The 23,626-nt window shown below is 71.1% G+C and carries 21 protein-coding genes; 10 read left to right on the top strand and 11 right to left on the bottom strand.

Translation table 11 applies throughout. The features are described 5' to 3' along the window. Positions 1-116 precede the first annotated feature (116 nt). The 5 genes from ACFQE5_RS01185 to ACFQE5_RS01165 form a co-directional block, all read right to left on the bottom strand. A complete protein-coding gene (locus tag ACFQE5_RS01185; RefSeq protein ID WP_379581732.1) occupies positions 117-1,388 on the bottom strand; it encodes an aldehyde dehydrogenase family protein in 1,272 nt (423 codons plus the stop codon). A gap of 127 nt (positions 1,389-1,515) precedes the next feature. Continuing rightward, on the bottom strand, positions 1,516-2,178 hold the full coding sequence (locus tag ACFQE5_RS01180; RefSeq protein ID WP_379581730.1) for a class F sortase: 663 nt from the start codon (positions 2,176-2,178) through the stop codon (positions 1,516-1,518). Next, positions 2,160-2,918: a DUF4142 domain-containing protein gene (locus ACFQE5_RS01175; protein WP_379581728.1), complete on the bottom strand. Its 759-nt coding sequence runs from the start codon at positions 2,916-2,918 to the stop codon at positions 2,160-2,162. Before ACFQE5_RS01175 ends, ACFQE5_RS01180 begins: the two co-directional genes overlap by 19 nt. Positions 2,919-3,017: 99 nt before the next feature. Further along, positions 3,018-3,878 carry an exodeoxyribonuclease III gene (locus ACFQE5_RS01170; RefSeq protein WP_379581726.1) on the bottom strand — a complete coding sequence of 287 codons (861 nt, stop codon included), beginning with the start codon at positions 3,876-3,878 and terminating at the stop codon, positions 3,018-3,020. A 67-nt stretch (positions 3,879-3,945) separates the two neighbouring features. Continuing rightward, the gene (locus tag ACFQE5_RS01165; protein WP_379581814.1) at positions 3,946-4,944 is read right to left on the bottom strand and encodes a potassium channel family protein; all 999 of its coding nucleotides are present in this window, start codon (positions 4,942-4,944) and stop codon (positions 3,946-3,948) included. Positions 4,945-5,355: 411 nt separating this feature from the next. Between ACFQE5_RS01165 and ACFQE5_RS01160 the strand changes: the two genes are divergently transcribed. Together ACFQE5_RS01160 and ilvA are read left to right on the top strand one after the other, a co-directional pair. Beyond that, a complete protein-coding gene (locus tag ACFQE5_RS01160; protein WP_379581724.1) occupies positions 5,356-7,029 on the top strand; it encodes an APC family permease in 1,674 nt (557 codons plus the stop codon). Positions 7,030-7,148: 119 nt separating this feature from the next. Then, positions 7,149-8,384: a threonine ammonia-lyase IlvA gene (gene ilvA, locus ACFQE5_RS01155; protein ID WP_379581812.1), complete on the top strand. Its 1,236-nt coding sequence runs from the start codon at positions 7,149-7,151 to the stop codon at positions 8,382-8,384. 64 nt (positions 8,385-8,448) lie between these two features. Here ilvA and ACFQE5_RS01150 read toward each other — a convergent pair whose 3' ends face one another. Further along, the gene (locus ACFQE5_RS01150; RefSeq protein WP_379581722.1) at positions 8,449-9,603 is read right to left on the bottom strand and encodes an acyl-CoA dehydrogenase; all 1,155 of its coding nucleotides are present in this window, start codon (positions 9,601-9,603) and stop codon (positions 8,449-8,451) included. A 93-nt stretch (positions 9,604-9,696) separates the two neighbouring features. On the opposite strand from ACFQE5_RS01150, the gene ACFQE5_RS01145 reads away from it, so the two are divergent. Further along, on the top strand, positions 9,697-10,392 hold the full coding sequence (locus ACFQE5_RS01145; protein ID WP_379581720.1) for a TetR family transcriptional regulator: 696 nt from the start codon (positions 9,697-9,699) through the stop codon (positions 10,390-10,392). 271 nt (positions 10,393-10,663) lie between these two features. Here ACFQE5_RS01145 and purE read toward each other — a convergent pair whose 3' ends face one another. Both purE and ACFQE5_RS01135 read right to left on the bottom strand, forming a co-directional pair. Next, positions 10,664-11,167, bottom strand: coding sequence for a 5-(carboxyamino)imidazole ribonucleotide mutase (gene purE, locus ACFQE5_RS01140; RefSeq protein WP_379581718.1), 504 nt, complete (start codon positions 11,165-11,167; stop codon positions 10,664-10,666). Then, complete coding sequence (locus ACFQE5_RS01135) at positions 11,160-12,371, bottom strand: 5-(carboxyamino)imidazole ribonucleotide synthase (protein WP_379581716.1); 1,212 nt, start codon at positions 12,369-12,371, stop codon at positions 11,160-11,162. Before ACFQE5_RS01135 ends, purE begins: the two co-directional genes overlap by 8 nt. A gap of 94 nt (positions 12,372-12,465) precedes the next feature. Between ACFQE5_RS01135 and ACFQE5_RS01130 the strand changes: the two genes are divergently transcribed. Then, the gene (locus ACFQE5_RS01130) at positions 12,466-12,981 is read left to right on the top strand and encodes a GtrA family protein (RefSeq protein WP_379581714.1); all 516 of its coding nucleotides are present in this window, start codon (positions 12,466-12,468) and stop codon (positions 12,979-12,981) included. Positions 12,982-13,281: 300 nt separating this feature from the next. Here the strand turns inward: ACFQE5_RS01130 and ACFQE5_RS01125 are convergent, their stop codons facing one another. The 3 genes from ACFQE5_RS01125 to ACFQE5_RS01115 form a co-directional block, all read right to left on the bottom strand. Then, positions 13,282-14,853, bottom strand: coding sequence for an IS1182 family transposase (locus ACFQE5_RS01125; RefSeq protein ID WP_379581712.1), 1,572 nt, complete (start codon positions 14,851-14,853; stop codon positions 13,282-13,284). A gap of 64 nt (positions 14,854-14,917) precedes the next feature. Further along, positions 14,918-16,192 (bottom strand): ATP-binding protein, encoded by a 1,275-nt coding sequence (locus ACFQE5_RS01120; protein ID WP_379581710.1) that lies wholly within the window; start codon positions 16,190-16,192, stop codon positions 14,918-14,920. A 12-nt stretch (positions 16,193-16,204) separates the two neighbouring features. Continuing rightward, positions 16,205-16,861, bottom strand: coding sequence for a response regulator transcription factor (locus tag ACFQE5_RS01115; protein ID WP_379581708.1), 657 nt, complete (start codon positions 16,859-16,861; stop codon positions 16,205-16,207). A gap of 113 nt (positions 16,862-16,974) precedes the next feature. Here ACFQE5_RS01115 and hisN point away from each other — a divergent pair, with 113 nt between their 5' ends. The 6 genes from hisN (at position 16,975) to ACFQE5_RS01085 (ending at position 23,548) form a co-directional block, all read left to right on the top strand. Further along, complete coding sequence (gene hisN, locus ACFQE5_RS01110) at positions 16,975-17,769, top strand: histidinol-phosphatase (RefSeq protein WP_379581706.1); 795 nt, start codon at positions 16,975-16,977, stop codon at positions 17,767-17,769. A 9-nt stretch (positions 17,770-17,778) separates the two neighbouring features. Then, the gene (locus tag ACFQE5_RS01105) at positions 17,779-18,225 is read left to right on the top strand and encodes a MaoC family dehydratase (protein ID WP_379581704.1); all 447 of its coding nucleotides are present in this window, start codon (positions 17,779-17,781) and stop codon (positions 18,223-18,225) included. A gap of 331 nt (positions 18,226-18,556) precedes the next feature. Further along, a complete protein-coding gene (locus tag ACFQE5_RS01100) occupies positions 18,557-19,006 on the top strand; it encodes an RrF2 family transcriptional regulator (RefSeq protein ID WP_379581702.1) in 450 nt (149 codons plus the stop codon). 76 nt (positions 19,007-19,082) lie between these two features. Then, on the top strand, positions 19,083-20,423 hold the full coding sequence (locus ACFQE5_RS01095; protein WP_379581700.1) for an acyl-CoA dehydrogenase family protein: 1,341 nt from the start codon (positions 19,083-19,085) through the stop codon (positions 20,421-20,423). Positions 20,424-20,475: 52 nt separating this feature from the next. Continuing rightward, complete coding sequence (locus ACFQE5_RS01090) at positions 20,476-21,885, top strand: DNA-binding protein (RefSeq protein ID WP_379581698.1); 1,410 nt, start codon at positions 20,476-20,478, stop codon at positions 21,883-21,885. A gap of 331 nt (positions 21,886-22,216) precedes the next feature. Beyond that, positions 22,217-23,548 carry an acyl-CoA dehydrogenase family protein gene (locus tag ACFQE5_RS01085; RefSeq protein WP_379581696.1) on the top strand — a complete coding sequence of 444 codons (1,332 nt, stop codon included), beginning with the start codon at positions 22,217-22,219 and terminating at the stop codon, positions 23,546-23,548. Positions 23,549-23,626: the final 78 nt, after the last annotated feature.

The raw sequence follows: 23,626 nt of genomic DNA, 5'->3' as shown, positions 1-23,626 counted from the left end.
CACCGCGCGGCCGGCTCCTCCCGCAGGTCAGGGTTCACCGACGAGCCGTGCTCGATCGCCGGGTGGATCAGCGCCCGGCGGCTCGACGCGGTGCGCACCGAGCCGCGCAACCCGGCTCAGCCGGGCGGGAGCACCACGAACTGGCGCAGGGCCAGGTCGACATAGGTCACCGGACCGCGCGGGCCGGGGGTGCGGTCGACGTTGATGCCGGTCTCGGGCAGGCCGAGCAGCTTGTAGCCGTCGAGCAGCCGGGTGGTGGCGTTCCAGAAGACCCCGGTTCCGGTGTAGGCATCGATGAACGTGGCCGCGACGGCCTCGTCGGTGGCGCACACCGTGGCGGCCAGGCCGCTGGTCTCGCGGGCGGCCGTCGCCGCGGCCTCGACCGGACCGTCCACAGTGGCGACGGTCACATGCGCCTCGGAACCGGAGTCGAGGGCCCACTCGTGGCCCAACGGATGCGAATGTGGCGGCAGGCTCGGGTCGATACCGCGCTCGGCCAGCGCCTTCTCCGCGACGGGCCAGAGGCGGTCGTAGCCGGGACGGTCGATCAGCAGCAGGTTGAGCCGGTTGCAGACGCCGAGCCGATCGGTGCTGTCGATGATCAGGCGCGCGGCGAGGTCGGGGTCGGCGCTGGCGTCGAGGTAGAGCACGCCACCACCGTCGGCGTGGGCGAGCACCCGGGTACCGGCGGTCGCGCCGAGCGCGGAGAGCTTCCGGGTGACCTCTCCACTGCCGCGTACGACCACGAGCGGAACCAGGTCGGGCAGCGCGACGAGCGCCTCGGCCCCGCCGTGCCCCGGGGTGGGCACGAGCGCGACGGCGTCGGCGGGAATTCCGTGCTCGACCAGCGCCGGGGCGATGACGTGCTCGACCAGCGCCTGCGCCGAGCCCAGTGCCGCCGAGCCGGTCCGCAGCACCGCGGCGCTGCGGGCCTTGAGAACCTGCGAGGCGACGTCGACGGTGACGTTCGGGCGGGCCTCGAACACCGCGCCGATGACCCCGACCGGAATGCGCCGTTCGAGCACCCGTTCCCCCGACGGCAGCGTCCGGACCTCGCGCTGCGTCGGCGGCTCCGGGGTGGCCGCGAGCACCTCGAGCTGGGTGGCCATCTCGGCGAGCCGCTCCGGCGTGAGCCGCAACCGGTCGAGCAGACCCGGAGCCATGCCGCCTGCCTCGGCGGCCGCCACATCCTCGGCGTTGGCCGCCAGCAGCCGGGGCGCCCGCTCGCGAAGCAACCCGGCCGCGGTGCGCAGTGCGGCGTCGATCGCCGCCCCGCCCGCCGCCCGGACCCCCGGGGCCGCCGCAGCCGCGCGCCGGGCGGCGGCGCGGACGGCCTCGAACTCGGGGCTGTGGGACTGCTCGGCTGACGCTGCGGTGCTGGTGCTCACGGCGCTCACGGTACCGACGTCGGATCCGGGCCCGGGCGGCTGCCGCCGGATCCAGATCCCCCCACCATGATCACCGTTGGGGAGCCGACGGCCGCGCTCAGCGCGACTCAGCGGGCCGAAACGTCGATCATCGATGCGCCGGGGCCGGGATGGCATAGACCACCACGTTGTCGTCATAGCTGCGGGCCGCGGGGTCGAACCGGCCACCACAGGTGATCAGGACCAGCCGCGGGGGGCCGCCGCGCGCAAAGAGCTCGGCCGGCAGCAGGGCCTTGGCGAACTGCCGGCGCGCGACGACCACGTACGCGATCATCCGCCCATCGCGTCCCCTCAGCTGCACCGGTTCCCCGGCCGTGAGCCCGGGGAGCACGGCGAACACCCCGATGCCCTCGGCCCGGGAGTCGACGTGCCCGGCGAGAACCACGGTTCCGCTGCCGGACCCGGCGAGCGCACCCGGGCTCCACCATCCCACCGCCGAGGGCGGGTCGGGCACCACGAGGCCCCCGTCCGGACCGGTCCCGACCGCGACGACCGGCGCGCTGATGCCCCGCGCCGGAAGCGTCAGCACGACCGGGACCGTTCCCGGCTCCGGAGGCGGTGCGACCGGCGGGGAGGGCGACGGGTACCCGCCCGGCGCACCGGGCACGGCGCCCAGCGCCCGGCCCGGCTCGGCGGGAGGGTGGGCAGCGACCAGCACGACACCGACGACGACGCAGAGCACGCCGCAGTACGCGAGAAGGACGGCGGGCCACCGGCGCCGGCGAGCCGGTGTCAGGCGCGGCGACGCCACCACCAGCCTGCCCCGCCGAGCAGCACCACGCCGAGGCCGATCAGGCTGAGGGCGCCGATGGGTGCGGACCGCGTCGCCGCCTGGCCGCCGGTGCCGGCGTCCACCGCACCCGGGGTCGCCGCACCGGCCGCATCCGCCGCCTGCCGCAACTGCGCGAGCAGCGCATCGAGCTGGGCGAGCGTACGCTGCGCGGACGCCTTGGCCTCCGGGGTGGCATTCGGATCGTTGAGCACGGCGTTCGCCGCGTCACGGGCCTGCTGCTGCATGTCGAGGACCGCCCGCAGCCACGCCTGGTCGAACGACTGGCCGGTGCGGGCCTGCAGATCCGTCAGCATGCTCTGCTGCTGGGCGCTGAGCTGGTCGCCCAGTACGACACCCTGCGCAGTGGCGGCGGCGCGGACCTGCTGGTCGAGGTTCTGGCCCTGCTCCTGCAACTGCGGGCCGAGCGTCCGAACCTGCTCGCCGATGCCCTGCTGGGCGCCGAGACCACCGAGCGCGACCAGGGCCAGCGCACCCTGATGGGCCTGTCCGAGCGCGGCCCGCTGGGCGTCGGTGGCCTGGCCGGCCCCGGGCGCGGTGGCCTGACCGGCGCCGGGCGCGGTGGCCGGGGCGCTCGCGGGCGGGGTTCCAGGGGCCGGCCCCGGTGCCTGCTGGCTGGGCGAGGTGCACGACGCGACCCCCACCAGGGCGAGCGCGGCAAGCCCCGTGCCGACCGCGAGGCGGCTGCGAAGAATGTTCATGAGATCCCCGACTCGGTGTTGTCCTGAACGGTCGCAGCACATGGTCCGCCTCTGTGGGCAAGACCACAGTGCGGGGCGCAGTCGATCCCGTTGCCGGGCTCAGGACAGATGCGGCAGTTTCGCCGGGGTGCTCGGTGGCGGGACAACCGGTCCGATGTCCCCGTCGGGGGCCACGTCGAGGTCGACGATCACGGGCGCGTGATCGCTGGGCCCTGACCCCTTGCGCGCGGCCCGGTCGACCCAGGCGGCCTGCACCCGCCCGGCGGCGTCCGCACCGACCAGCACGAGGTCGATCCGCATGCCCTTGTCCTGATGGAAGCGGCCCGCCCGGTAGTCCCAGTAGGAGAAGACCCGATGGCCGGGCCAGCGTTCACGCACGACGTCGCGCAGACCCAGCGCCGTCAGCTCGGCCAGTGCGGCCCGTTCGGGCGGGGTGACATGGGTGGATCCGACGAACTGGGCCGGATCCCACACGTCGGCGTCGGCCGGGGCGATGTTCATGTCCCCCGCGACGACGGCGGTGCCGGATCCGTTGGCGGCAATCATCGCGCGCAGCGCGTCGAGCCAGCGCAGCTTGTAGTCGAAGTGCGGGTCGTCGGGGGTGCGGCCGTTGGGCACATAGACCGAGGTGACCCGCAGCCCGCCGCAGGTGGCGGTGATCGCGCGGGCCTCCGGAGGGGACGTAGGCTCCGGAAAGCACGGCTCGCCGGGCAGACCTCGTTCGATATCGTCGAGGCCGACCCGCGACAGCAGGGCGACCCCGTTCCACCGGCCCTGCCCGAAATGCGCGACCTGGTAGTCGCGCGCGGCGAGCGCGGCGTCAAAGCTGGTAGCGAAATCCCGGTCGGAGAGCTTGGTCTCCTGCAGGCAGAGGACGTCGGGCGCCCGCTCGTCCAGCCAGGCCAGCAGCCGGGGCAGTCGAGACTTGGCGGAGTTCACGTTCCAGGTGGCGACGCGCACGCCGTCGTACCTTACGACCCTGCACCGACGTCCCCGCGGGCCGATGATCAACCCGCCGGATCGGCCCTCAATCGTCGTCGGGCAGGCTGACCTTGCGCACATACAGCAGCCGGTCGCCGCGTTCCAGGGCGTCGACCGCGGCGGCGTCGACCCGGTACAGCTTGCTGTCGCGGACCACCCCGAGGACGATGTCGGTGAGATGTCGCGGCGAGCCGCCCACCTCCGCCTCCTCGATCGGCCGCTCGCTGATCGCGAACCCGGCCTCCGGGGTGAGCAGATCCTCGATCACCCCGACGACGTTCGGTGTCGTCGTGGCGACCCCGAGGAGGCGACCCGCCGTCTCCGCCGACACGATCACCGAGTTCGCCCCGGACTGGCGCAGCAGGTGCACGTTCTCCGACTCGCGCACCGCGACCACGATGGTGATCTTCGGAGCCAGCTCGCGGGCGGTCAGGGTGACCAGTACGGCGGTGTCGTCCCGGTTCGTCGCGACGATGAGCGCGGTCGCGCGTTGCACACCGGCGACGCGCAACACGCTCGACCGCGACGCGTTGCCGGTCACCGTGACCAGGCCGAGCGCGGACGCGGCGTCGAGCTGGGCGCGGTCGACGTCGACGACGACGATCTGCGAGGGCTCGACGCCGTCACCCAGCAACGTGTCCACCGCGGCGCGGCCCTTCGTGCCATAGCCGACGACGATGGTGTGGTCCCGCACCCGTGACCTCCAACGTTGAGCTCGGAAGGCCTGGCGGGAGCGCTCGGTGAGCAGTTCGACCGTCGTCCCGACCAGGACGATGAGAAACAGCAGCCGCAGCGGGGTGATCACCAGGATGGTCACCAGGCGGGTCGCCTGGGTAACCGGGACGATGTCGCCGTAGCCGGTGGTGGACAGCGAGACCGTGGCGTAGTAGACCGCGTCGACGAAGGTGAGCGGGCCGGGGTTGTTCGAGTCGACGTAACCGTCGCGGCTGAGGTAGACGATCACGGCGCTGGCCATCAGCGCGCCGAGCGCGATGGCGATCCGCCGAAGCAGGGAGACCGCCGGCCCCACCGCGGGGTCTGGCATTCGCAGAACCCCGACCAACGCCGGATCGGCGGGCCGGCGCCGCAGCCGATCGCTCACCCGGCGGAGCCTAACGTCCCGCCCCTCGACGTACCGTCGGGGTCTCCGGCGCCACCGGCTCCCCGGCCGAGGGGCGGTGGCGTCCAGCTCGCCAACGCCGTTCGAGCTCGGTCGCTGCGCGCGCTCTCCACTCCGCCAGCACCCGGAAATGTGCAAACCGACCCGGCTCGTGTCGATGAGAACTATTCGACCCAAATACCACGATTCTCGGACACGGAATATCGGGCGAATCTCCGAAATCTCCTGTTCAACATTTCAATTCGACTGCAATGGCAACATGGATCACCTCCTTGGTGTATGTGAGAACTGATCAGTGGGCGCCTTCCGCGTCCGACGTGCGGGAAGGAACAGGTTATGGCAACAACGGTTGTAAAGCCGAGCCTGACCATCGCCGGTGATGACCACCGCATGCGCCGGGATATCGGCACGATTGGACTGCTGTTCACCGGGATCGGTTCGGTGATCGGCTCCGGCTGGCTGTTCGGCGCGTTGAACGCCGCGGAGATCGCCGGGCCGGCCTCGATCCTGTCCTGGGCGATCGGCGGCATCATGATCGTCTTCATCGGGCTGTGCTACGCCGAGATCGGGGTGCTCTTCCCGCACTCCGGCGGGGTCGTCCGCTATCCGCATTACGCATTCGGTTCGTTCGCCAGTTTCACCACCGGCTGGATTACCTGGCTCGCCGCCGCTTCGGTGGCACCCATCGAGGTGGAGGCGGCGCTGCAGTACGCCACCAACTACCTCCCCTGGCTGACCACCCTCTCCTCGGACGGAACCCCGGTGCTCACCGCACCGGGCTACGGTGTCGCCGCGGGGCTGATGCTCCTGTTCTGTGTGATCAACATCTACGGCGTGCGGTGGTTCGCCCGGGTCAACACCGCGATCGTCTGGTGGAAGCTCGTGGTCATCGTGCTCGTCGTCGCGGTGCTGCTCACGCTCTCGTTCAACGCCAGCCACCTCACCGCCTTCGGCGGGTTCGCGCCCTACGGCAGCCACGGGGTGTTCTCCGCGATCGCCACCGGCGGGATCGCCTTCTCCTACTTCGGCTTCCGCCAGGGCGTCGAGCTGGCCGGGGAGACCCGCAAGCCGCAGCGCAACGTCCCGTTGACCCTCATCGGCTCGGTCGTCATCTGCGGGCTGATCTACATTCTGCTCCAGCTCGCCTTCGTCGGGGCGGTGCCCACCGACTCGTTGAGCCACGGCTGGGTCGACGTGGGCCGGAACTTCACCGGCGACACCCATGTGCTGGCCCAGTTCGGCCCGCTGGCCGCGATCGCGGGCGTGCTCGGGGCGACCTGGCTGGCCGTCCTGCTCTACATCGACGCCGTCATCTCACCCGCCGACACCGGACTGATCTACACCACGGTGACCGCGCGACTGTCGTACGCGATGGGCCGCAACCGGAACGCGCCGACCGCCCTCGCGACCGTCACCCAGCGCGGGGTGCCATGGGTGAGCATCGCGCTCGCGTTCATCGTCGGCCTGATCTTCTTCCTGCCGTTCCCCGGCTGGCAGAAGCTGGTCGGCTTCATCACCTCGGCGACCGTGCTCTCCTTCGGGTCGGGCCCGCTGGTCCTGCTCGCGATGCGCAAGCAGCTGCCCAACCGGGAGCGTCGCTTCTACCTTCGCGGCGGGATCGTCATCCCGTTCCTGGCCTTCTGGTCCTCGAACCTGATCGTCTACTGGTCGGGCTGGGACACCAACTGGAAGCTGTTCGTCGCCGTACTGTTGGGCTTCGCGCTGCTCGCCGCCCACGAGCTGACGCATCGCGGCCGCACCCCGCGGCTGGACTTCCGGCACGGGATGTGGGTGCTGCCCTGGCTCGCCGGCCTGTGCATCATCAGCTACCTGGGCTCCTACCCCGATCCGGCCAAGGGAGCGGGCAACCTCGGCGTCATCGACTTCAACTACGGATTCCTGGCGACCTTCCTGCTCAGTGCGCTGGTGATCTGGCTGTCGCAGCGCTACCGGCTGCCCGCCGAGCGGGTCGAGGAGCAGGTCCCGGAGCCCGCACCCGCCCGGCGGTAGACGCCCAGCTACCCGATCCCTGTGAGTGCGTAACAGTGTTCTAACACTGTTACGCACTCACAGGGACCCCTGAACAGGGCATTGGGCGGTGCCGTGGGACTGTGGCCCACGTGAACACGGTGACCGCTCACGACGTCGATGCCGCTGCCGAACGGCTGCGCCCGGTGATCGGGCCCAGTCCGCTGCAACTGTCGCCTCGGTTGTCCAACGCGCTGGGCGGCGAGGTCTGGCTCAAGCGCGAGGACCTGCAGCCGGTGCGCTCGTACAAGATCCGCGGCGCCTACAACCTCATCGCCCAACTCGACGTCGCGGCGCGGGAGCGTGGAGTGGTCTGCGCGAGCGCGGGCAACCACGCCCAGGGCGTCGCGTTCGCCTGCGCCCGACTGGGCGTCACCGCGCGGGTGTACCTTCCCCGAACCACCCCTCGTCAGAAGCGGGAGCGGGTGGCGACGCTCGGCGGGCAGTTCGTCGACCTCGTGGTCGTCGGCAACAGCTACGACGACGCGGCCGCCGCGGCCGCCGCCGATGCGCATGAGTCGGGCGCCACCCTCGTCCCGGCGTTCGACGATCCGCGCACGGTCGCCGGCCAGGGCACGGTCGCCCGGGAGATCCTCGCCCAACTGAGCCGCGAGCCCGATCTGGTCGTGGTTCCGGTCGGCGGCGGGGGCCTGCTCGCCGGGATGGCGACCTGGCTCGGCGACCGCTACCCCCAGGTCCGGATCGCAGGCGTCGAACCCGCGGGAGCGGGCGGGATGGCGGCGGCCCTGGCGGCCGGTGCACCCGTCACCCTCGAGGATCTCGATCCCTTCGTCGACGGCGCCGCCGTGCGTCGGGTCGGCGACGTCACCTTCACCATCGTCCGCGACGCCGGCGTGATCCCGACCCTGGTACCGGAGGGCCGGGTCTGTGCGGAGATGCTGGCGCTCTACCAGTCGGATGGGATCATCGCCGAGCCCGCCGGGGCGCTCGCGCCTGCCGCGCTCGACGCGCTCGACATCCCCCGCGGGTCGACCGTCGTGTGCGTGCTCTCCGGCGGCAACAACGACGTCAGCCGGTATGCCGAGGTCATCGAGCGAGCCCTGGTGTACGAGGGCCGCAAACACTACTTCCTCGTCGACTTTCCTCAGGAGCCGGGCGCGCTTCGTCGCTTCCTCGACGACATCCTCGGACCGGACGACGACATCACTCTGTTCGAGTACGTCAAGCGCAGCAACCGGGAGACCGGCCCCGCGCTCGTCGGGATCGAGCTCGGCCGTCCCGAGGACCTCGATGCGCTGCTCAAGCGAATGGACGCCGCGCCGCCGCGGATCGAACGCGTCCCGCCGGACAGCTCGCTCTTCCGGTACCTGCTATGACCGCAGGTCACCCGTAGTTGTGAGTGCGTAACGGTGTTCTTACACCGTTACGCACTCACAGGGGTCAGCGCAGGAGGGCGCGGGCCATCACGATGCGCTGGACCTGGTTGGTGCCCTCGTAGATCTGGGTGATCTTGGCGTCGCGCATCATCCGTTCGACCGGGAAGTCCCGGGTGTAGCCCGCCCCGCCGAGCAGCTGCACGGCGTCGGTGGTCACGGCCATCGCCACGTCGCTCGCCATGCACTTGGCGGCACTGGAGATGAACCCGAGATCCGGCTCGCCTCGCTCGGCGCGCGCCGCCGCGACATAGACGAGCTGACGGGCGGCCTCCAGCTTCATCGCCATGTCGGCGAGCATGAACTGCAGGCCCTGGAACTCGGCCAGGTGCTTGCCGAACTGCTTGCGCTCCTTGACGTAGCCGATCGCGATGTCCAGCGCGCCCTGGGCGACGCCGAGGGCCTGCGCCCCGATGGTCGGGCGGGTGTGGTCGAGGGTGGCGAGCGCGGTCTTGAACCCGGTGCCCTCGGCCCCGATGATCCGGTCGCCCGGGATCACGCAGTTGGCGAAGTAGATCTCGCGGGTGGGCGAGCCGGTGATGCCCAGCTTGCGCTCCTTGGGCCCGACCTCGAAACCGGGGTCGTCCTTGTGCACCACGAACGCGGAGATGCCGTTGGCCCGCTTCTCCGGGTCGGTCACCGCCATCACCGTGTACCAGGTCGACTCGCCGGCGTTGGTGATCCAGCACTTCGTGCCGTTGAGCACCCAGTTGTCGCCGTCGCGGTGGGCCCGGGTCTTCATCGAGGCGGCATCGGAACCGGCCTCCCGCTCCGACAACGCGTAGGAGATCATCGCCTCACCCGACGCGACGGACGGCAGCACCTGCTGCTTGAGCTCCTCCGACGCCGAGAGCAGGATCGGGATCGTCCCGAGCCCGTTCACGGCGGGAATCAGCGAGGAGGACGCGCAGACCCGGGCCACCTCCTCGATGACGATGCAACCGGCCAGCTCGTCGGCGCCCTGGCCGCCGTAGGCCTCGGGGATGTGCACGGCGTGGAAACCGGCCTTGGTGAGGGCCTCGAGAGCCTCGCGCGGGAACCGCCCCTGCTCGTCGACCTCGGCGGCATGGGGTGCGATCTCCTTCTCGGCGAGCGCGCGCACCGCATCACGCAACGCCTCGTGCTCCTCACTGAGCCGGTAGGTGTCGAAGTCAGGGTTCATGTGTCCGTTCCTGTCCGCGAGTAGGTCCGCACCTGCACGTCAGCTTAGCGGCACTCCGTGCCATCATTCAACTATGATGCTACCCTCAGTGCCATGAATCGCCCAGGCGCGAACCATCATGCGCGCCGTGGCCGTTCCGCCGAGGGTCGCGCCGAGGTGCGCCGTGACCTGGTCAACGCCGCGGTCACGCTGTTCACCGAGCGGGGCTATGACGAGACGACCGTCGACGACATCGCGGCCGCCGCCGGGGTGGGACGCCGCACGTTCTTCCGCTACTTCCGCGGCAAGGAGGACGCCGTTTCGCCCGACCACGAGGCGAGCCTCGCCCGGGTGGCGGCCGTGTTCGCCGAGGCCCACCCGGACGAGCCACTGCTGTCGGTGGTCTTGCGGGCCGGCGAGACCGTGTTCGACCTGTACTTCGACGACGCCGAGGTCGCGCGCAGACGGTTCGCGCTGACCCACCAGGTACTGGCGCTGCGGGACCGGGAGGCCGCGAGCGTCGACCACTACCGGCGGTTGTTCACCCAGCAGCTGCGGGCCCGGCTCGCCGACGTGCCCGACGGCGAGTTGCGGGCCGCGGTCATCGCCGCGGCGGTCGTCGCCGCACACAACCTGGCGCTGCGGACCTGGCTGACCGAGGGGGCCACCACCGCGGGGATCGAATCGTGCCGAGCGCGGTTCCGCCGGGTGGCCGGCCTGCTGCCGTTCGAGACCGCCGACGAGCTGAGCGACGTCGCTCGCCGCCTCGAGGTGGCAGTGGAGCGGCTGGAACGCAGCGCGTCCGCCTGAGCGGCAACTACCCGGGGGGTGCACAGGCATGATCCCCGGGCCGCGCCGCAGGCGCGCACGCCGAGCTGGACGGGCTCGGGCCCGGGGATCACGGGCGACTGCCTGGAATTTCGCCGGCACCAGGTCCGGCTTCCACTGGCCGTCGGAGAACGAGTCCTGTGGTGCTAGCGGACAGCCACCTCACGAGTCCTGTCGCCAATCAACGCTGGACCACCTCCCTTCTCGTGTACGGCCACGGTACGACCGCGCCACGAGGATCGGCAACGCGGTTTCAGCCGTCGCGCAGCGAGGCCCGCAGCGCGGCGTCCTTGTCGAGGACCATGCGCTCGAGGGAGACCTGAAACTGCCGCATCCGCTCGCGCAGCCCCGCGTCGGCGGCCGCCAGGATCCGGACCGCGAGCAGACCGGCGTTGCGGGCCCCACCGACCGCCACGGTGGCGACCGGGACGCCCGCGGGCATCTGCACGATCGACAGCAGCGAGTCCAGTCCGTCGAGCTGGCGCAACGGGACCGGAACCCCGATCACCGGCAGCGGGGTGGCCGCCGCGACCATCCCGGGCAGGTGCGCGGCGCCGCCGGCGCCGGCGATGATCACACGCAGGCCGCGGTCCGCCGCCGACGTCGCGTAGTCGAGCATCCGCTGCGGGGTGCGGTGCGCGGAGTAGACACCGACCTCGTGCGCTACCTCGAACTCGGCGAGGGCCTCGGCCGCTGCGCCCATCACCGGCCAGTCCGAGTCGCTGCCCATGATCACACCGACCAGTGGCTCAGCCACCGCGCACCCTCCGTTGTGCCGCATACCCATGCGTCGACCAGCCATCCGACCAGGTCCCGGTGGCCAGCCAGCCCGCCGCCAGGGCGGCCCGTCGCCGGACGACGTCGAACTCGTCGCCGAGCACGGTCACGTGGCCGACCTTGCGCGCGGGCCGCTCCGCCTTGCCGTACAGGTGCACCCGAACGTCCGGGAAGCGGGCGAACAGGTGGTGCAGCCGCTCGTCGAGACTCATGGTGGGTGACCGGGCCGCGCCCAGCACGTTGGCCATGACCACCGCCGGCGACGTCGGTGTGGTCGCGCCGAGCGGATAGTCGAGCACCGCGCGCAGATGCTGCTCGAACTGCGAGGTGCGGGAACCCTCGATCGTCCAGTGCCCGGAGTTGTGCGGGCGCATCGCGAGCTCGTTGACGAGCAGCCCGTCGTCGGTCTCGAACAGCTCGACCGCCAGCAGCCCGACCACCGCGAGCTCGTGGGCGATCCGCAGCGCGAGCCGCTGCGCGGCGAGCGCGGTGTCCCCGGCCAGACCCGGCGCCGGGGCGAGCACCTGAACGCACTGCCCGTCGGCCTGGACGGTCTCCACCACCGGCCACGTGGCGGCCTGGCCGAACGGGGACCGGGCCACCTGCACGGCGAGCTCGCGGCGCATCGGGACCGCGGTCTCGACCATCAACGGAACCCCCGCGGCCAGCAGCTCCTCGACCGCACCGGGGTCGGGGCCGTCGAGCAGCCACACTCCGCGACCGTCGTAACCGCCGCGCACGGCCTTGAGCACAACGGGCCAACCGTGGTCGGCGACAAAGGCCTTGAGGTCGGCGAGGTCGCTCACCGGTGCGTGAGCCGGTACCGGAACGCCCAACTCGGCGAGCCTGCGGCGCATGACCAGCTTGTCCTGGGCGTGCAGCAGCGCCTCGGGGCCCGGGCGCACCGTCACCCCGGCCTCGACGAGCGCGCGCAGATGCTCCTGCGGGACCTGCTCGTGGTCGAAGGTCACCACGTGGCAGCCACGGGCCAGGGTGTGCAGCGCATCGAGGTCGTCGGCGGCGCCGAGCACCACATGGGGGGCGACCTGCGCCGCCGGCTCGTCGGCGCGTACGGCCAGCACCCGCAGGGACTGGCCGAGCGCGATCGCGGCCTGATGGGTCATCCGCGCCAGCTGGCCCGCCCCGACCATGCCGACCGCGGGCATGCCGCTCGATGTGCTCACGATCCGCAAAGACTACGGCGGCGGCCGCGGACCCCGGCATCCCGGGTCCGGGCCTGCCGGATAAGCGATCAACTGATCTGGCACGATCGGCAGGGTGTCCGTGGTCGAATCGGTGCTGACGCTCATCCCGCAGCCTTACCGCGACGTCGCGATCAGGCACCGCGAGCTGGTGAAGTTCGCCCTGGTCGGCGGCACGACCTGGGTGATCGACACGGCGGTGTTCCTGCTGCTCAAGAGCACGGTGCTGGAGGTCAAGCCGATCACCGCGAAGGTCCTCGCGGTGCTGATCGCGACGATCGTGTCCTATGTGCTGAATCGCGAGTGGTCGTTCCGCACCCGCGGCGGCCGGGAGCGGCACCACGAGGCCGCGCTGTTCTTCCTGATCAGCGGCATCGGCGTGGCGGTGTACACCGCGCCGCTGGCCATCTCCCGCTACGTTCTCGACCTCAAGGTTCCCGGCGTGAGCCTGGTCACCCAGGAGGTGGCCGACTTCGTCAGCGGACAGATCCTCGGTGTCCTGGCCGGGATGGCGTTCCGCTGGTGGGCGTTCCGGCGATTCGTGTTCCCCGACCAGAACGTCCGCCGCCAGGTCCCGGTGGGCGGTCCCTGAGCGCCGTTGAGCGGGCCGTGCCCGGACGCTCTCGGGCCGGCCGGCGATCCGGTCCACACCGGCATCCGGACATCCGTCAGCACGACGCCGGCGCCGGCTCGGCGCCGTGTCCGGCGCGGAGCACCTAGGAGACTCCTGAAGAAGGGGCTGTGTGCGGGTATCGGGACGGGCAGGGTCCCTCAAGGCCGTCTGTGCGGCGGATGAGTCGGCACCGGGGTGCGACTACGAGTTCACCCTGCCCGTCGTAGGCGAGGATGGAACGCCCCGCCTGCCCGGTCAAGGCCCCGGACCTGGTGCTGTTCAGGCCGTCGCCCAGGCGCCCGCGGTGCGGGTGAGGCCCAGGTTGAGCAGTCGGCGCAGGTTGAGCCCGGCGACGCGGTGGTGCAGCCACAGATCGTTGAGCTGTGTCCCGCGGAACCGCAGCCTGCGGTTCCCGCCGGCGACCAGCCAGGCGATGGAGCGCTCGACCATCGGCCGGTGCTCGCGGTAGACAGCCTGGAAATCCGGGTCCTGGGCGCGGACCCGGTGCGCGCGTTGCAAGGCCTGGTGGGGGTGCAGCGACAGCTTCTTGCCCCGGGTCGAGGTGGTGCAACGGGACAGGAACGGGCAGCCGCGGCAGGCCGCGCCGAAGGTCACCGTCCGGGTCCGGGTGATCGGGCGGGTGATCCCGTTCGGGCAGGTCACCGACCCGGGCTGGTCGCCGGTGGGCTCGGTGACGGTGAAGTCGTCGAGGGTGAACCCGCCCTCGACGGCCGGGCGCAGCGGCCACGGCTTGATGATCGGGGTGTGTTGCGAGTCGGCGAGCGCGGCCAGCGCGTCCCCGGTGCCGTAGGCCGAGTCCGCCAACACCTCGAACCGCTCGCCCTCGGTTGCGGTGTCGGCGAGCAGATCGATCCCGACCGCGGCGTCGGAGTTCTCCGGGCCCGCCGCCGAGGTCAGGGCGGTGTCGGTGATGATCCCGGTGTCGGGCTCGACGACCACGTGGGCTTTGTAGCCGTCGTGGCGCCGCGACCGGGTCTTGTGCGCGTGCCGCGCCTGCGGATCGACGGTGGAGATCACCCGGTCCGGGGCCACCTTCCGCGCGATCCGCCAGCGCCCGTCGGTGCCATCCGAGCCGTCGGCGGGTTCGACGTCTTGGCCGGCGACCAATGCCAGCAACGCCACCGCCTCGGCGGCCTTGGCACCCAGCTCCTGGTCGGGCAGATACCCGAGCAGCCGGTGCGCGTCACCGACGAGCGCGTCGGTGAACTGCTCGCGGGCCGCGGCGTCGTCCCAGGCAATCCGCGGTTTCCCCGGCTCGGAGTAGTCATGAGCGCTGCACCGCGCCGCGATCACCCCGGCGGCGCCGGGCACCTCGCGAGCCACCCGCCGGATCGCGGCCACGAGCTGGGTCACCGTGTCCTGGGTGGCGACCGCGTCATCGAGCACAGTGGAGTCCAGCGCGCGGCGGGTCTTCCCGGTCAGCACCCCGGTCGCGGCCACCACCTCCTTGATCACGTCGAAGATCCGGTTCGGTCGCTGCGAGTTCGCCAACCGACGCCGCCAGTAGGTCAACGTCGTCGGGTGGAAACCCTTCGCGGTCACCGCCAACCCGCACGCCGCCTTCCACCGCAGATCGAACGTCACCGCCTCCGCAGCCGCCTCGTCCGAGAGCCCGTGAAGCGTCTGCAACACGATCACCGAGGCGATCACCTCGGCCGGGATCGACGGCCGCCCACGACCAGCCGAGAACATGTCGGCGAACAACTCGTCGGGGAACAACTCGCCGCGGTGCGCGGCCAGGAACGCGAACACCCCGCCCGCGGGCAACAGATGCCCGGCCACCGACTCCACGTCCAAGATCTCGCGCTGCGGATCGGCCCGTCCCTGCACCCACAGATCGTCCCAGCCACGCCCTCAACGGCCGAGCCGACACGCACCCTTTTTCAGGGCAGTCCTAGCGCGGCGAGGCGCCTGCGGGGCGGGGCAGGCTGACGACGTCGTCCGCCCGCGCGACCGGCACGAAGATCGTGAACGTCGGCGGGCGGGACCGGGACAGCTCGAGCCGCCCGCCGTCCGCCTCCACGAGCGCGCGCGCCAAGGCCAGACCGAGCCCCGTCGACGAGCCCGTCGAGAACCCCCGGTCGAACAGGTGCGGCACCAGTTCGTCCGGTACCCCCGGGCCCGCGTCGCTGACGTCGATGACCAGCGTCTGCTCCCCGGTCCGCGCGCTGATCGTGACCGCGCCCGCGCCGTACTGGATCGCGTTGTCGACCAGCGCGCCCACGGCCTCGCGCAGCCGCGCCGGAGTCACCCGCGCCAGCAGCCCGTCGGGCACCCGGAGCTTGATCGAGCGGCCCGCGGCCCGCAGCGCGGGCCGCCACTCGTCGGCCACCTCGGCAAGGCCCCTCCGCAGATCCATCGGCTCCGCGCCCGCCGCCCTGGCCAGCCGCGCGGCCTCCAGCAGCTCGTCGAGCACCTCGGAGAGCCGCTCGGTCTGCTCCAGCGCGGCCAGCGCCTCCTTGCGGGCGCTGGCATCGGGGTGGGTGCTCAGCTCGTCGAGCCGCAGCTGGAGCGCGGTGAGCCTGCTGCGCAGCTGGTGCGACACGTCGCCGACCAGGTCGCGCTCCCGCTGCACCAGCTCGGCCAGGGCGACGGCGGAGGCGTCGAGCACATCGGAGACGCGGTCGAGCTCGGGGATGCCGTGCCGCTGCGGCACCGAACGGAAGTCGCCGCCGCCCAGGCGGGCCGCCCGGTCGGCCACGGCCAGCAGCGGGGTGGCCAGCCGGCGTGCCGTCACCGTCGCGACGATCGCCCCGGTACCGACCGAGAGCACGACCAGGAGCACCACGATCCCCGTGACCTGTACCTGCTCGGTCCGCATCTCCGACCGCGGCTGGGCGAGCAGCAGCGAACCGCCGGGACCGAACGGCAGGGTCTCGACCACCGGGTTCGCGCCGACGTCGGCCCCGATGACCTGCGGGGCCCGGCCCGGCAGGGTCAGGGTGAGCCGTCCGCCAGCGGGAACGGCGAGCCCGATCGCGGACCGGTCGAGCTCGTCGGATGCCTGCGCCTCGTCGAGCCGGGCAGCGACCTGCTCGAGCCGCGCGGTCAGGTCACTCCGGGTGATGTCCTCCACCAGCAGCCAGGTCGTGATCGCCAGTGGGCCGCCGAGCACCAGCGCGGTGATGGCCACCACGAAGAGGGTCGACTGCAGGATTCGGCGGCGCATCGGCGTCCCAGATCAGTCGTGGTTGAACCGGAAACCGACGCCCCGGACCGTCGCGATGCGGCGTTCGCCCCCGATCTTGCGTCGCAGCCACGACATGTGCATGTCCAGCGTCTTGGACGTCTTGAGGTCCGGGTCGTTCCACACCTCGCGCAGGATCTCCTCGCGGGTCACGACCTGCCCGGCGCGCAGCAGCAGCACCCGCAGCAACTCGAACTCCTTGTTCGCCAGGCTGACCTCGGCGCCGTCGACGAGGACGCGGCGCCCGGACAGCTCCATTCGCACCCCGCCGACCTCGACGGTCTCCGGGGTGAGCCTGCGCAGCAGCGCACGAACCCTGGCGAGCAGCTCGGCGAGCCGGAACGGCTTACCCACGTAGTCGTCCGCGCCGGCGTCCAGGCCCACGACGAAGTCGACCTCGTCGGTGCGGGCGGTGAGCATGAGCACGGGAAGGTCGGGGTGGTCCGGGCGCAGCCGCCGGCAGACCTCGAGCCCGTCCATCCCGGGTAGCCCGAGATCCAGGACGAGCAGGTCGATGTCGCCGTGTCGAACCCGTTCGAGGGCGGCGACGCCGTCTGCCGCGACGTCCACGCGGTACCCCTCGCGCTGCAGGGCCCGCGACAGCGGCTCGGCGATCGCGCCGTCGTCCTCTGCCAGCAGGACGGTGGTCACATCGGCAGCTTAGATGCCGCGCGAACCGCGCGTCCCGATGCGCACGACATGTGTCCAGCCCGACCTGACCTCGACGGTTCGTTCCGGGCAGGACCGCCTGGCATGCTCGTGGCGTGGACGCCGATCTCTCTCTCGCGCTGCGGCTGGCCGATATCGCCGACGCGATGACGCTGCCCCGGTTCCGCGCCGCCGATCTGCGGGTGACGCGCAAACCCGATCGCACCCCGGTCACCGACGCCGACACCGCCGCCGAGGACGCGTTGCGCGCGGAGCTCGCGGCGCAGCGCCCCGGCGACGGCGTGCTGGGTGAGGAACGCGGCGGCGAGGTGCCCGAAAGCGGCCGCGGCTGGCTGCTCGACCCGATCGACGGCACGAAGAACTTCTCGCGGGGGATGCCGGTCTGGGCCTCGCTCATCGCGCTGACCGTGCATGGCACGCCGGTGGTCGGGGTGGCGAGCGCGCCGGGGCTGGGCCGCCGCTGGTGGGCCGCGGCGGGCGCGGGCGCATGGACCACCGACGCGCCCGGAGGCGAGCCCCGCCGGATCGCGGTGTCGAGCGTCGCCGAGCTCGGCGACGCCTACGTCTCGACCACCAACGCGGAGGTCTTCCGCACCCACGGGACCTTCGACAGCTGGCTGGCCCTCACCGAACGGTGCTGGGAGACCCGGGCGTTCGGCGACTTCTGGCAGCACTGTCTCGTCGCCGAGGGACTCATCGACGTGGCCGTCGAGCCCGAGGCCAACAGCTGGGACCTGGCGGCGCTGCAGGTGATCGTCGAGCAGGCCGGCGGACGGTTGTCCGACCTCGCCGGGGTCGCGACGTTCGCCGGTGGGGATGCGATCTCCTCCAACGGACTGGTGCATGATGCCTCGCTCGCCTGTTTCCGGTCGGGGGTGAGCGCCGCATAGGGTCGCGACATGGCGGAGCTCGCCTTCGAGGACTTCACCCCGGGTCGCGTGTTCGACCTGGGCAGGATCACCGTCGATCGCGACGAGATGATCGCGTTCGCACGGCGCTTCGACCCGCAGCCGTTCCATCTCGACGAGCAGGCGGGCAAGGAGTCGATCTTCGGGCAGCTGGCGGCGTCCGGCTGGTACACCTGCGGGCTGTGGATGCGCGCCTACGTCGACCACGTGCTCAGCCGTGCGGTCGCGCTCGGCTCGCCCGGCGGGGAGGAGATCTCCTGGCCCGCGCCGGTGTTCGCGGGTGATCTGCTCGCCGCGAGCCTGGAGATCCTGGGAGCCCGCCGCTCCCGCAGCCGCCCGGAGCTGGGGCTGGTCACGCTGGGCGCCCGGATGTACCGCGGGGACACGCCGGTCTTCCGGGCCACCTTCACCGGAATGTTCGGGGTCCGCACGGCCTGACGCCGCACCGCCTGGTCGGCACGGAGAACGTGGCCTTGCCCACACCGAGCCAATAAAAGTAGTATCCCATCTACCGATTTAAAGTCCTGACCACGAGGCGGCGCCATGGCCATGACCGAGCCATGCGTCGTCGGGCACGGCCGATCGGCTTGGCCGCGCGCCGACCACGCTCGCGTCGGCAGCACACGAGTCGGCAGCGCTCGTGCACCCGTCCCGACCGGTGGACACGGCGCGCAGCTGAGACCCGCAGCGAACCCACGACGGTCGACCGGGCCGCCGTCCCGTGTCCGACCGGTACAGTTCGTCCCTCTTCTCTCGAGACGAGCTGACGATGAAACACACCCAACATGCCGACTTCGCGCTGCGCGTCCTGATGTTCCTGCGCGTCGCGCCCGAGCATCGGGGGTCCATCGCCGAGATCGCCACCGCACACCACGTCTCCCGCAACCATCTCGACAAGGTGGTCCAGCGGATGAGCGCGGCAGGCCTGGTGGAGACGAGCAGGGGACGCGGCGGCGGCGTCCGGTTGGCCCGTGAGCCGGGCAGCATCACCGTGGGCGACGTGATCCGGGCGATGGAGGACGACTTCGCCGTCGTCGAGTGCCTCGGCCCGGCCCGTTACTGCCGGGTGGCTGGGGTCTGCGGTGCACGTAGTGTCTTCGCGAAGGCCCTCGACTCCTACTTCGCCGTCCTCGACCTCGCCACGCTCGATGACATCGCGGCCAACGACAACGGACTGCGCGGAGCACTCGGCCTCATCGGCCAGGCCAGCACGACCTGATCGGCGGCACCGCCATCGGGGAACCCACGGCACCCCTGAGCTCCGATCTGCCTCAGCCACTCGACCAGGAGGAACTGTGTCGGTCGACTTCGAGCTCACCGCCCGCCAGCGGAAGCTGAAGTACGACGTCCGCGAGTTCGCCCGCGAAGTCCTGCGGCCTGCGGCGGAACGGGCCGATGCGCTGCGGGACGCGCAGGAGGCGTTCGTCGCGATGAAACCGGTCTTCGAGCAGGTGTACGCGATGGGCCTGGCCACGTGCTTCTTTCCCAAGAGGTACGGCGGCGGTGGGGCCAGCAACGTCGACATGATGATCATCACCGAGGAGCTGTGCGCGGTCGATGCGGGGTTCCCCACGATCATCCTGGTCAACGGTCTGGCCCTCATGCCGCTGACCTGGTTCGGCACCGAGCAGCAGTGCGAGAAGTGGATCGGTACGGCCACGAACTGCGCCACCATGGACTACCTGGGCGGCTGGGTGGTCAGCGAGCGCGGTGGCACCGCGAACTTCGACCACCCCGACCCGTCGGCCGGGATCCAGCTCATCGCCCACCACGACAGGGCCAACGGCGAGTACGTCCTCAACGGCGAGAAGCATTGGCCATGCAACGCCGGCGGCTGGGACCTGCGCGGCGCCGACACCAATCTGTGCATCGTGCGGACCGACCGGACGAAAGGCGGCCGGGACGGGCTCAGCGCGATCCTCGTCGAACGCGGGACGGCCGGCATCGAGTACGAGGTCATCGACAAGATCGGTCTGCGGACCTGCCAGAACGTGACCATGGTTTTCCGCGATGTGCGTGTCCCCGAGGAGAACCTGTTCGCCGAGGGCGACGGCGATATCGTCCTGAACCGCAACTTCACCTGGTCCGGTCCGATCGCCAGCATCGCGGCGGTCGGTGTTGCCCGCGGCGCCTACGAGTTCGCCCTGAAGTGGGCCAAGACCTACACCGGTGGCGGCTCGTCGCCGATCATCAACCACCAGGCCGTCGGCAACCTCCTCGCCGAGGTCGCGGCCAAGATCGAGGCTGGTCGCTACCTGTGCTGGAAGGCCGCGCACTACATGGACAAGTACGACAGCGAGGGCCATGCGCTGGGCGCGATGAACAAGATGTTCTGCGCGGACGTCATGCAGAACGTGGTCTTCGACTGCATGCGCATCGTCGGGGTCAACGCACTCGACCGGAAGTTCGGGATGGAGAAGTACTACCGCGAGGCGGTCGTGTTCCCGCTCTACGACGCCGGCAACCTGGGGATGCAGCGCCGCAAGGCCTGGGGCGTGATGGCCGACCCGGGGTTCACCCCTGACCTCTTCGCCGACTGCGCCCCATTCGCGTTCAAGAAGTCGATGGAGGGATACGGCGTGCTCACCGAGTCGCCGCACGAGGCTCGGGGACACCAGCGCTCCCGGACGCGCTGAGGAAGGGACCGGCTCCGTGCTCGCGAGCCGGTGCGTTGCAAAGGAGCGATGCATGCGCAGCGACGTTGCCCAGCCGGATCCCGCCGTGCGCGACGCGCGGCGGCGGCGCGCCGAGACGCTGGCTGCCTGGGAGCGCTTCATCGCGGGCGACGACGAGCTCGCCGCCGCGCGGCTGCCGCCCGCGATCCTGCAGTCGTGGCGGCGGTGCCGCGACGTGCACGACCTCGACCCGGTGCACCCGAGCCCCCGGACGCACCGGCAGCACCGCCGGGTGACCCCGCGCTACGACGGGGTCTACGCCCAGCTCGGGGCGGTCGCAGCCGCGATCGTGGACGACGTCGGGGACTGCCTGGCGACCGTCACCGACGCCGACGCCCAGATCCTGGCGTCGTGGGGCGCTCGGGGGCTGAGTGAACACGCCACCGACGGTCGGTTCGAGCCGCAGGTCCGGTGGCCGGAATCGGTGGGCGGGACAAACGGGATGGGGACCGCACTGCTGCTCTCGCAGCCGGTCGCCGTGCGGGGCCCGGAGCACTGGCGCCTGGACATGCACGAGTGGAACTGCCTCGGGCTCGCGCTGCACGACCCGGTCACAGCGCGCCCGGTCGGCACGCTCAACGTCTCGGCGCGGGCCGAGGATCGGGTGACGGGCCTGATCACGCGGCTGGCGGCCGAGCTCGAGACTGTCCGGCGCTACCTGAGGCACCTGGCGCTGCGCGACGCGATGGCGGTGGCCGAGCGGTTCTCGGCGGAGAGCTCGCGGCGACCGGGAAACCTGCTCGGCCTCGACCTGGCGGGGAACGTCATCGCAGCGAGCGAGAGCGTGCGAAAGGCCGTCGGCGGGATTCCGCCGGGATTCCTGCTGGAACCGGCGAGTCGCCGCGGCGCGACGTTCGCCCCGCTGCGCGTCGTCGCTGAGGACTCATTCGGGAAGGCCCTCGCAGATCCGTCGTGGCAGGGCACTGCCGTCATCGGACCGCCGCTTCGCGAAGACCCGCAGGCCTACGCGGTGACGCCGGTGACCGGCCCGACCGGACTCGCTGGCTGGATACTCTCCGACCACCGGGAGACACACGATTCCGGCCCGATTCTGGACACGGTCGAACATCGATCCGCTCCGGACACACCGGAACGGATCGCGGCGCTCGCCGGGGATTCCGTCCTGCTCCTCGACCCACACGAGGTCCGGTTCGCCGAGGCGAATCGGCACATCGTGTGGCTGACGACCGACTGCGGCCGTTTCCGGGCCGTCACGAAAGGGATGGACAATCTCGAGCGCGAGCTCGCCCGCTACGGTTTCCTCCGGGTCCACCGCAGTTTTCTCATCAATCCGTCACGGGTGCGCCGCGTCGTGCACAAGGGCAGCGGCCTCATCGCCCTGTGCACCGACCACCACCGGACCGAGAGCATTCCGGTGTCGCGGCGCAGCACCCACGAGGTCCGTCAGCGGCTCGGCATCTGACACCGCTCGATCACAGGTCAGCGCGGATGCCGGGCCCCGGTCGCAGGGTCGGACGCGGCGCCTCCCCCGGATCGGCTCCCCGCGGCACACCGCCCGCGGCCGATCGCCGTGATACGTCGGCCCGACGCGCCGGCCGGGGCTCGCGCCATCGGGGACGACCGTTCGTGCCGCCGGTGCGGTCGTTCATGTCCGGCACGCCGTCGTCTGTTCGGACGGGCTTTCTCCGGCGCGCGGAAATCGGCGATATTGAGTCGCAGCACGCGGCACGTGTCCCGACCCGACACGTGCCGCGGGCCCGTCGAATCCGTGTAGATCCTTGCGAGGTGCCAGAATGGCGATCGACTTCACTCTGAGTGATGCCCAGAAGAAAGTCCAGCTCGACGCCCGGGATTTCGCCGAGGGTGTTCTCGCCCCCGTGGTCCGCAATGCCGACCGGGAGCCGGATCCGTTGAAGGCGTTCCAGATGACCAAGCCGGCGTACGTCGAGGCGTACAAGGCGGGCATCGCGTTCTGCATGCTGCCCAAGGAATACGGTGGCGGCGGGCTCACGAACGTGGAACTCATTCTTGCAGCGGAGGAGATCTGCGCGGTCGATCCCGGTTTCGCCTGCACCGTGCTCGTCAACGGCCTGGGCCTACTGCCGGTCTGGTACTGGGGCACCGAGAAGCAGAAGTCCCAGGTCCTCGGCGCCGCGACGTCGGACCCGACCGGCGAGTGGATCGCCGGATACGGCGCCAGCGAGCCCGCGGGCTCCCCCGGGGGCACCGCCAACTTCGACACCCCGCTCCCGTCGCCAGCGGGGATCGGGGTGACGGCCCGCCTCGACGGCGACAGCTACGTCGTCAACGGGCGCAAGTACTGGCCGTGCAACGTCGGCGGCTGGGACAACCGGGGCGCCAACACCAGCCTGTACGTCGTCCGGACCGACCCGGACAAGGGCGGAACAGAAGGTCTCGCAGCGCTGCTCGTCGACCGCGACACACCCGGCGTCACCTTCAACACGATCGACTCCTTCGGGCACCGGCTGACCCCGAACTCCGAGGTCGTCTTCGACAACGCCCGGGTGCCGGTGGAGAACATCGTCGAGGGCACCAAGGGCAACGGCGACCTGCTCATCAACCGCAACTTCGCCTGGTCCGGCCCGGTCGCCGGGATCGCGGCCGTCGGCGTCGCGCGGGCGGCCTACGAAGCGGCGCTGTCCTGGGCCAAGACCTACACCGCCGGCGGGCCGCACCCGATCATCCACCATCAGTACGTCGGGTACGTGCTCGGCGACGTCGCCGCCAAGATCGAGGCGGCACGCTACTTCTGCTGGAAGGCCGCGCACTACATCGACCAGCACGACTACCACGGCGAGCTGATCGGCGCGATGAACAAGGTCTTCTGCACCGAGACGCTGTTCGATGCCGTGTACAAGTGCCTGCAGGTCGTCGGCGTGAACAGCGCCGACCGCAAGCACGCCTTCGAGAAGTACCTGCGGGAAGCGGCGATCTTCCCGATCTACGACGGCGGCAACTTCGGCATGCAGCGCCGCCGCGTGCACGGCGTCATGGCGAGCCCCTCCTTCGAGCCGCGAGCGTTGATGGACAACGAGTTCGTCGAGTTCACCAAGTCCATGGAGACGATCGACACGGTCGCGGCGCCGACCCCGGCGGGGGTCTGACCCTCGGGATGTGGCCGGGGCCTGGACCGGGCCCCGGCCACCCCCGAGGAGGGATATCCACATCGAGGACGTCGAAAG

Origin of the sequence: Pseudonocardia hispaniensis (genome assembly GCF_042658695.1) — a bacterium.
GTDB lineage: Bacteria > Actinomycetota > Actinomycetes > Mycobacteriales > Pseudonocardiaceae > Pseudonocardia > Pseudonocardia hispaniensis.
This window is presented reverse-complemented; position numbering and strand designations above follow the sequence as displayed.

Bases quoted from the DNA above. Each gene is read 5' to 3' on its own strand.
- ACFQE5_RS01175 (WP_379581728.1), bottom strand. From the start codon at position 2,918: ATGAACATTCTTCGCAGCCGCCTCGCGGTCGGCACGGGGCTTGCCGCG.
- ACFQE5_RS01165 (WP_379581814.1), bottom strand. From the start codon at position 4,944: ATGCCAGACCCCGCGGTGGGGCCGGCGGTCTCCCTGCTTCGGCGGATC.
- ACFQE5_RS01160 (WP_379581724.1), top strand. From the start codon at position 5,356: ATGGCAACAACGGTTGTAAAGCCGAGCCTGACCATCGCCGGTGATGAC.
- ACFQE5_RS01150 (WP_379581722.1), bottom strand. From the start codon at position 9,603: ATGAACCCTGACTTCGACACCTACCGGCTCAGTGAGGAGCACGAGGCG.
- ACFQE5_RS01145 (WP_379581720.1), top strand. From the start codon at position 9,697: ATGAATCGCCCAGGCGCGAACCATCATGCGCGCCGTGGCCGTTCCGCC.
- ACFQE5_RS01120 (WP_379581710.1), bottom strand. From the start codon at position 16,192: ATGCGCCGCCGAATCCTGCAGTCGACCCTCTTCGTGGTGGCCATCACC.
- ACFQE5_RS01105 (WP_379581704.1), top strand. From the start codon at position 17,779: ATGGCGGAGCTCGCCTTCGAGGACTTCACCCCGGGTCGCGTGTTCGAC.
- ACFQE5_RS01100 (WP_379581702.1), top strand. From the start codon at position 18,557: ATGAAACACACCCAACATGCCGACTTCGCGCTGCGCGTCCTGATGTTC.
- ACFQE5_RS01090 (WP_379581698.1), top strand. From the start codon at position 20,476: ATGCGCAGCGACGTTGCCCAGCCGGATCCCGCCGTGCGCGACGCGCGG.
- ACFQE5_RS01085 (WP_379581696.1), top strand. From the start codon at position 22,217: ATGGCGATCGACTTCACTCTGAGTGATGCCCAGAAGAAAGTCCAGCTC.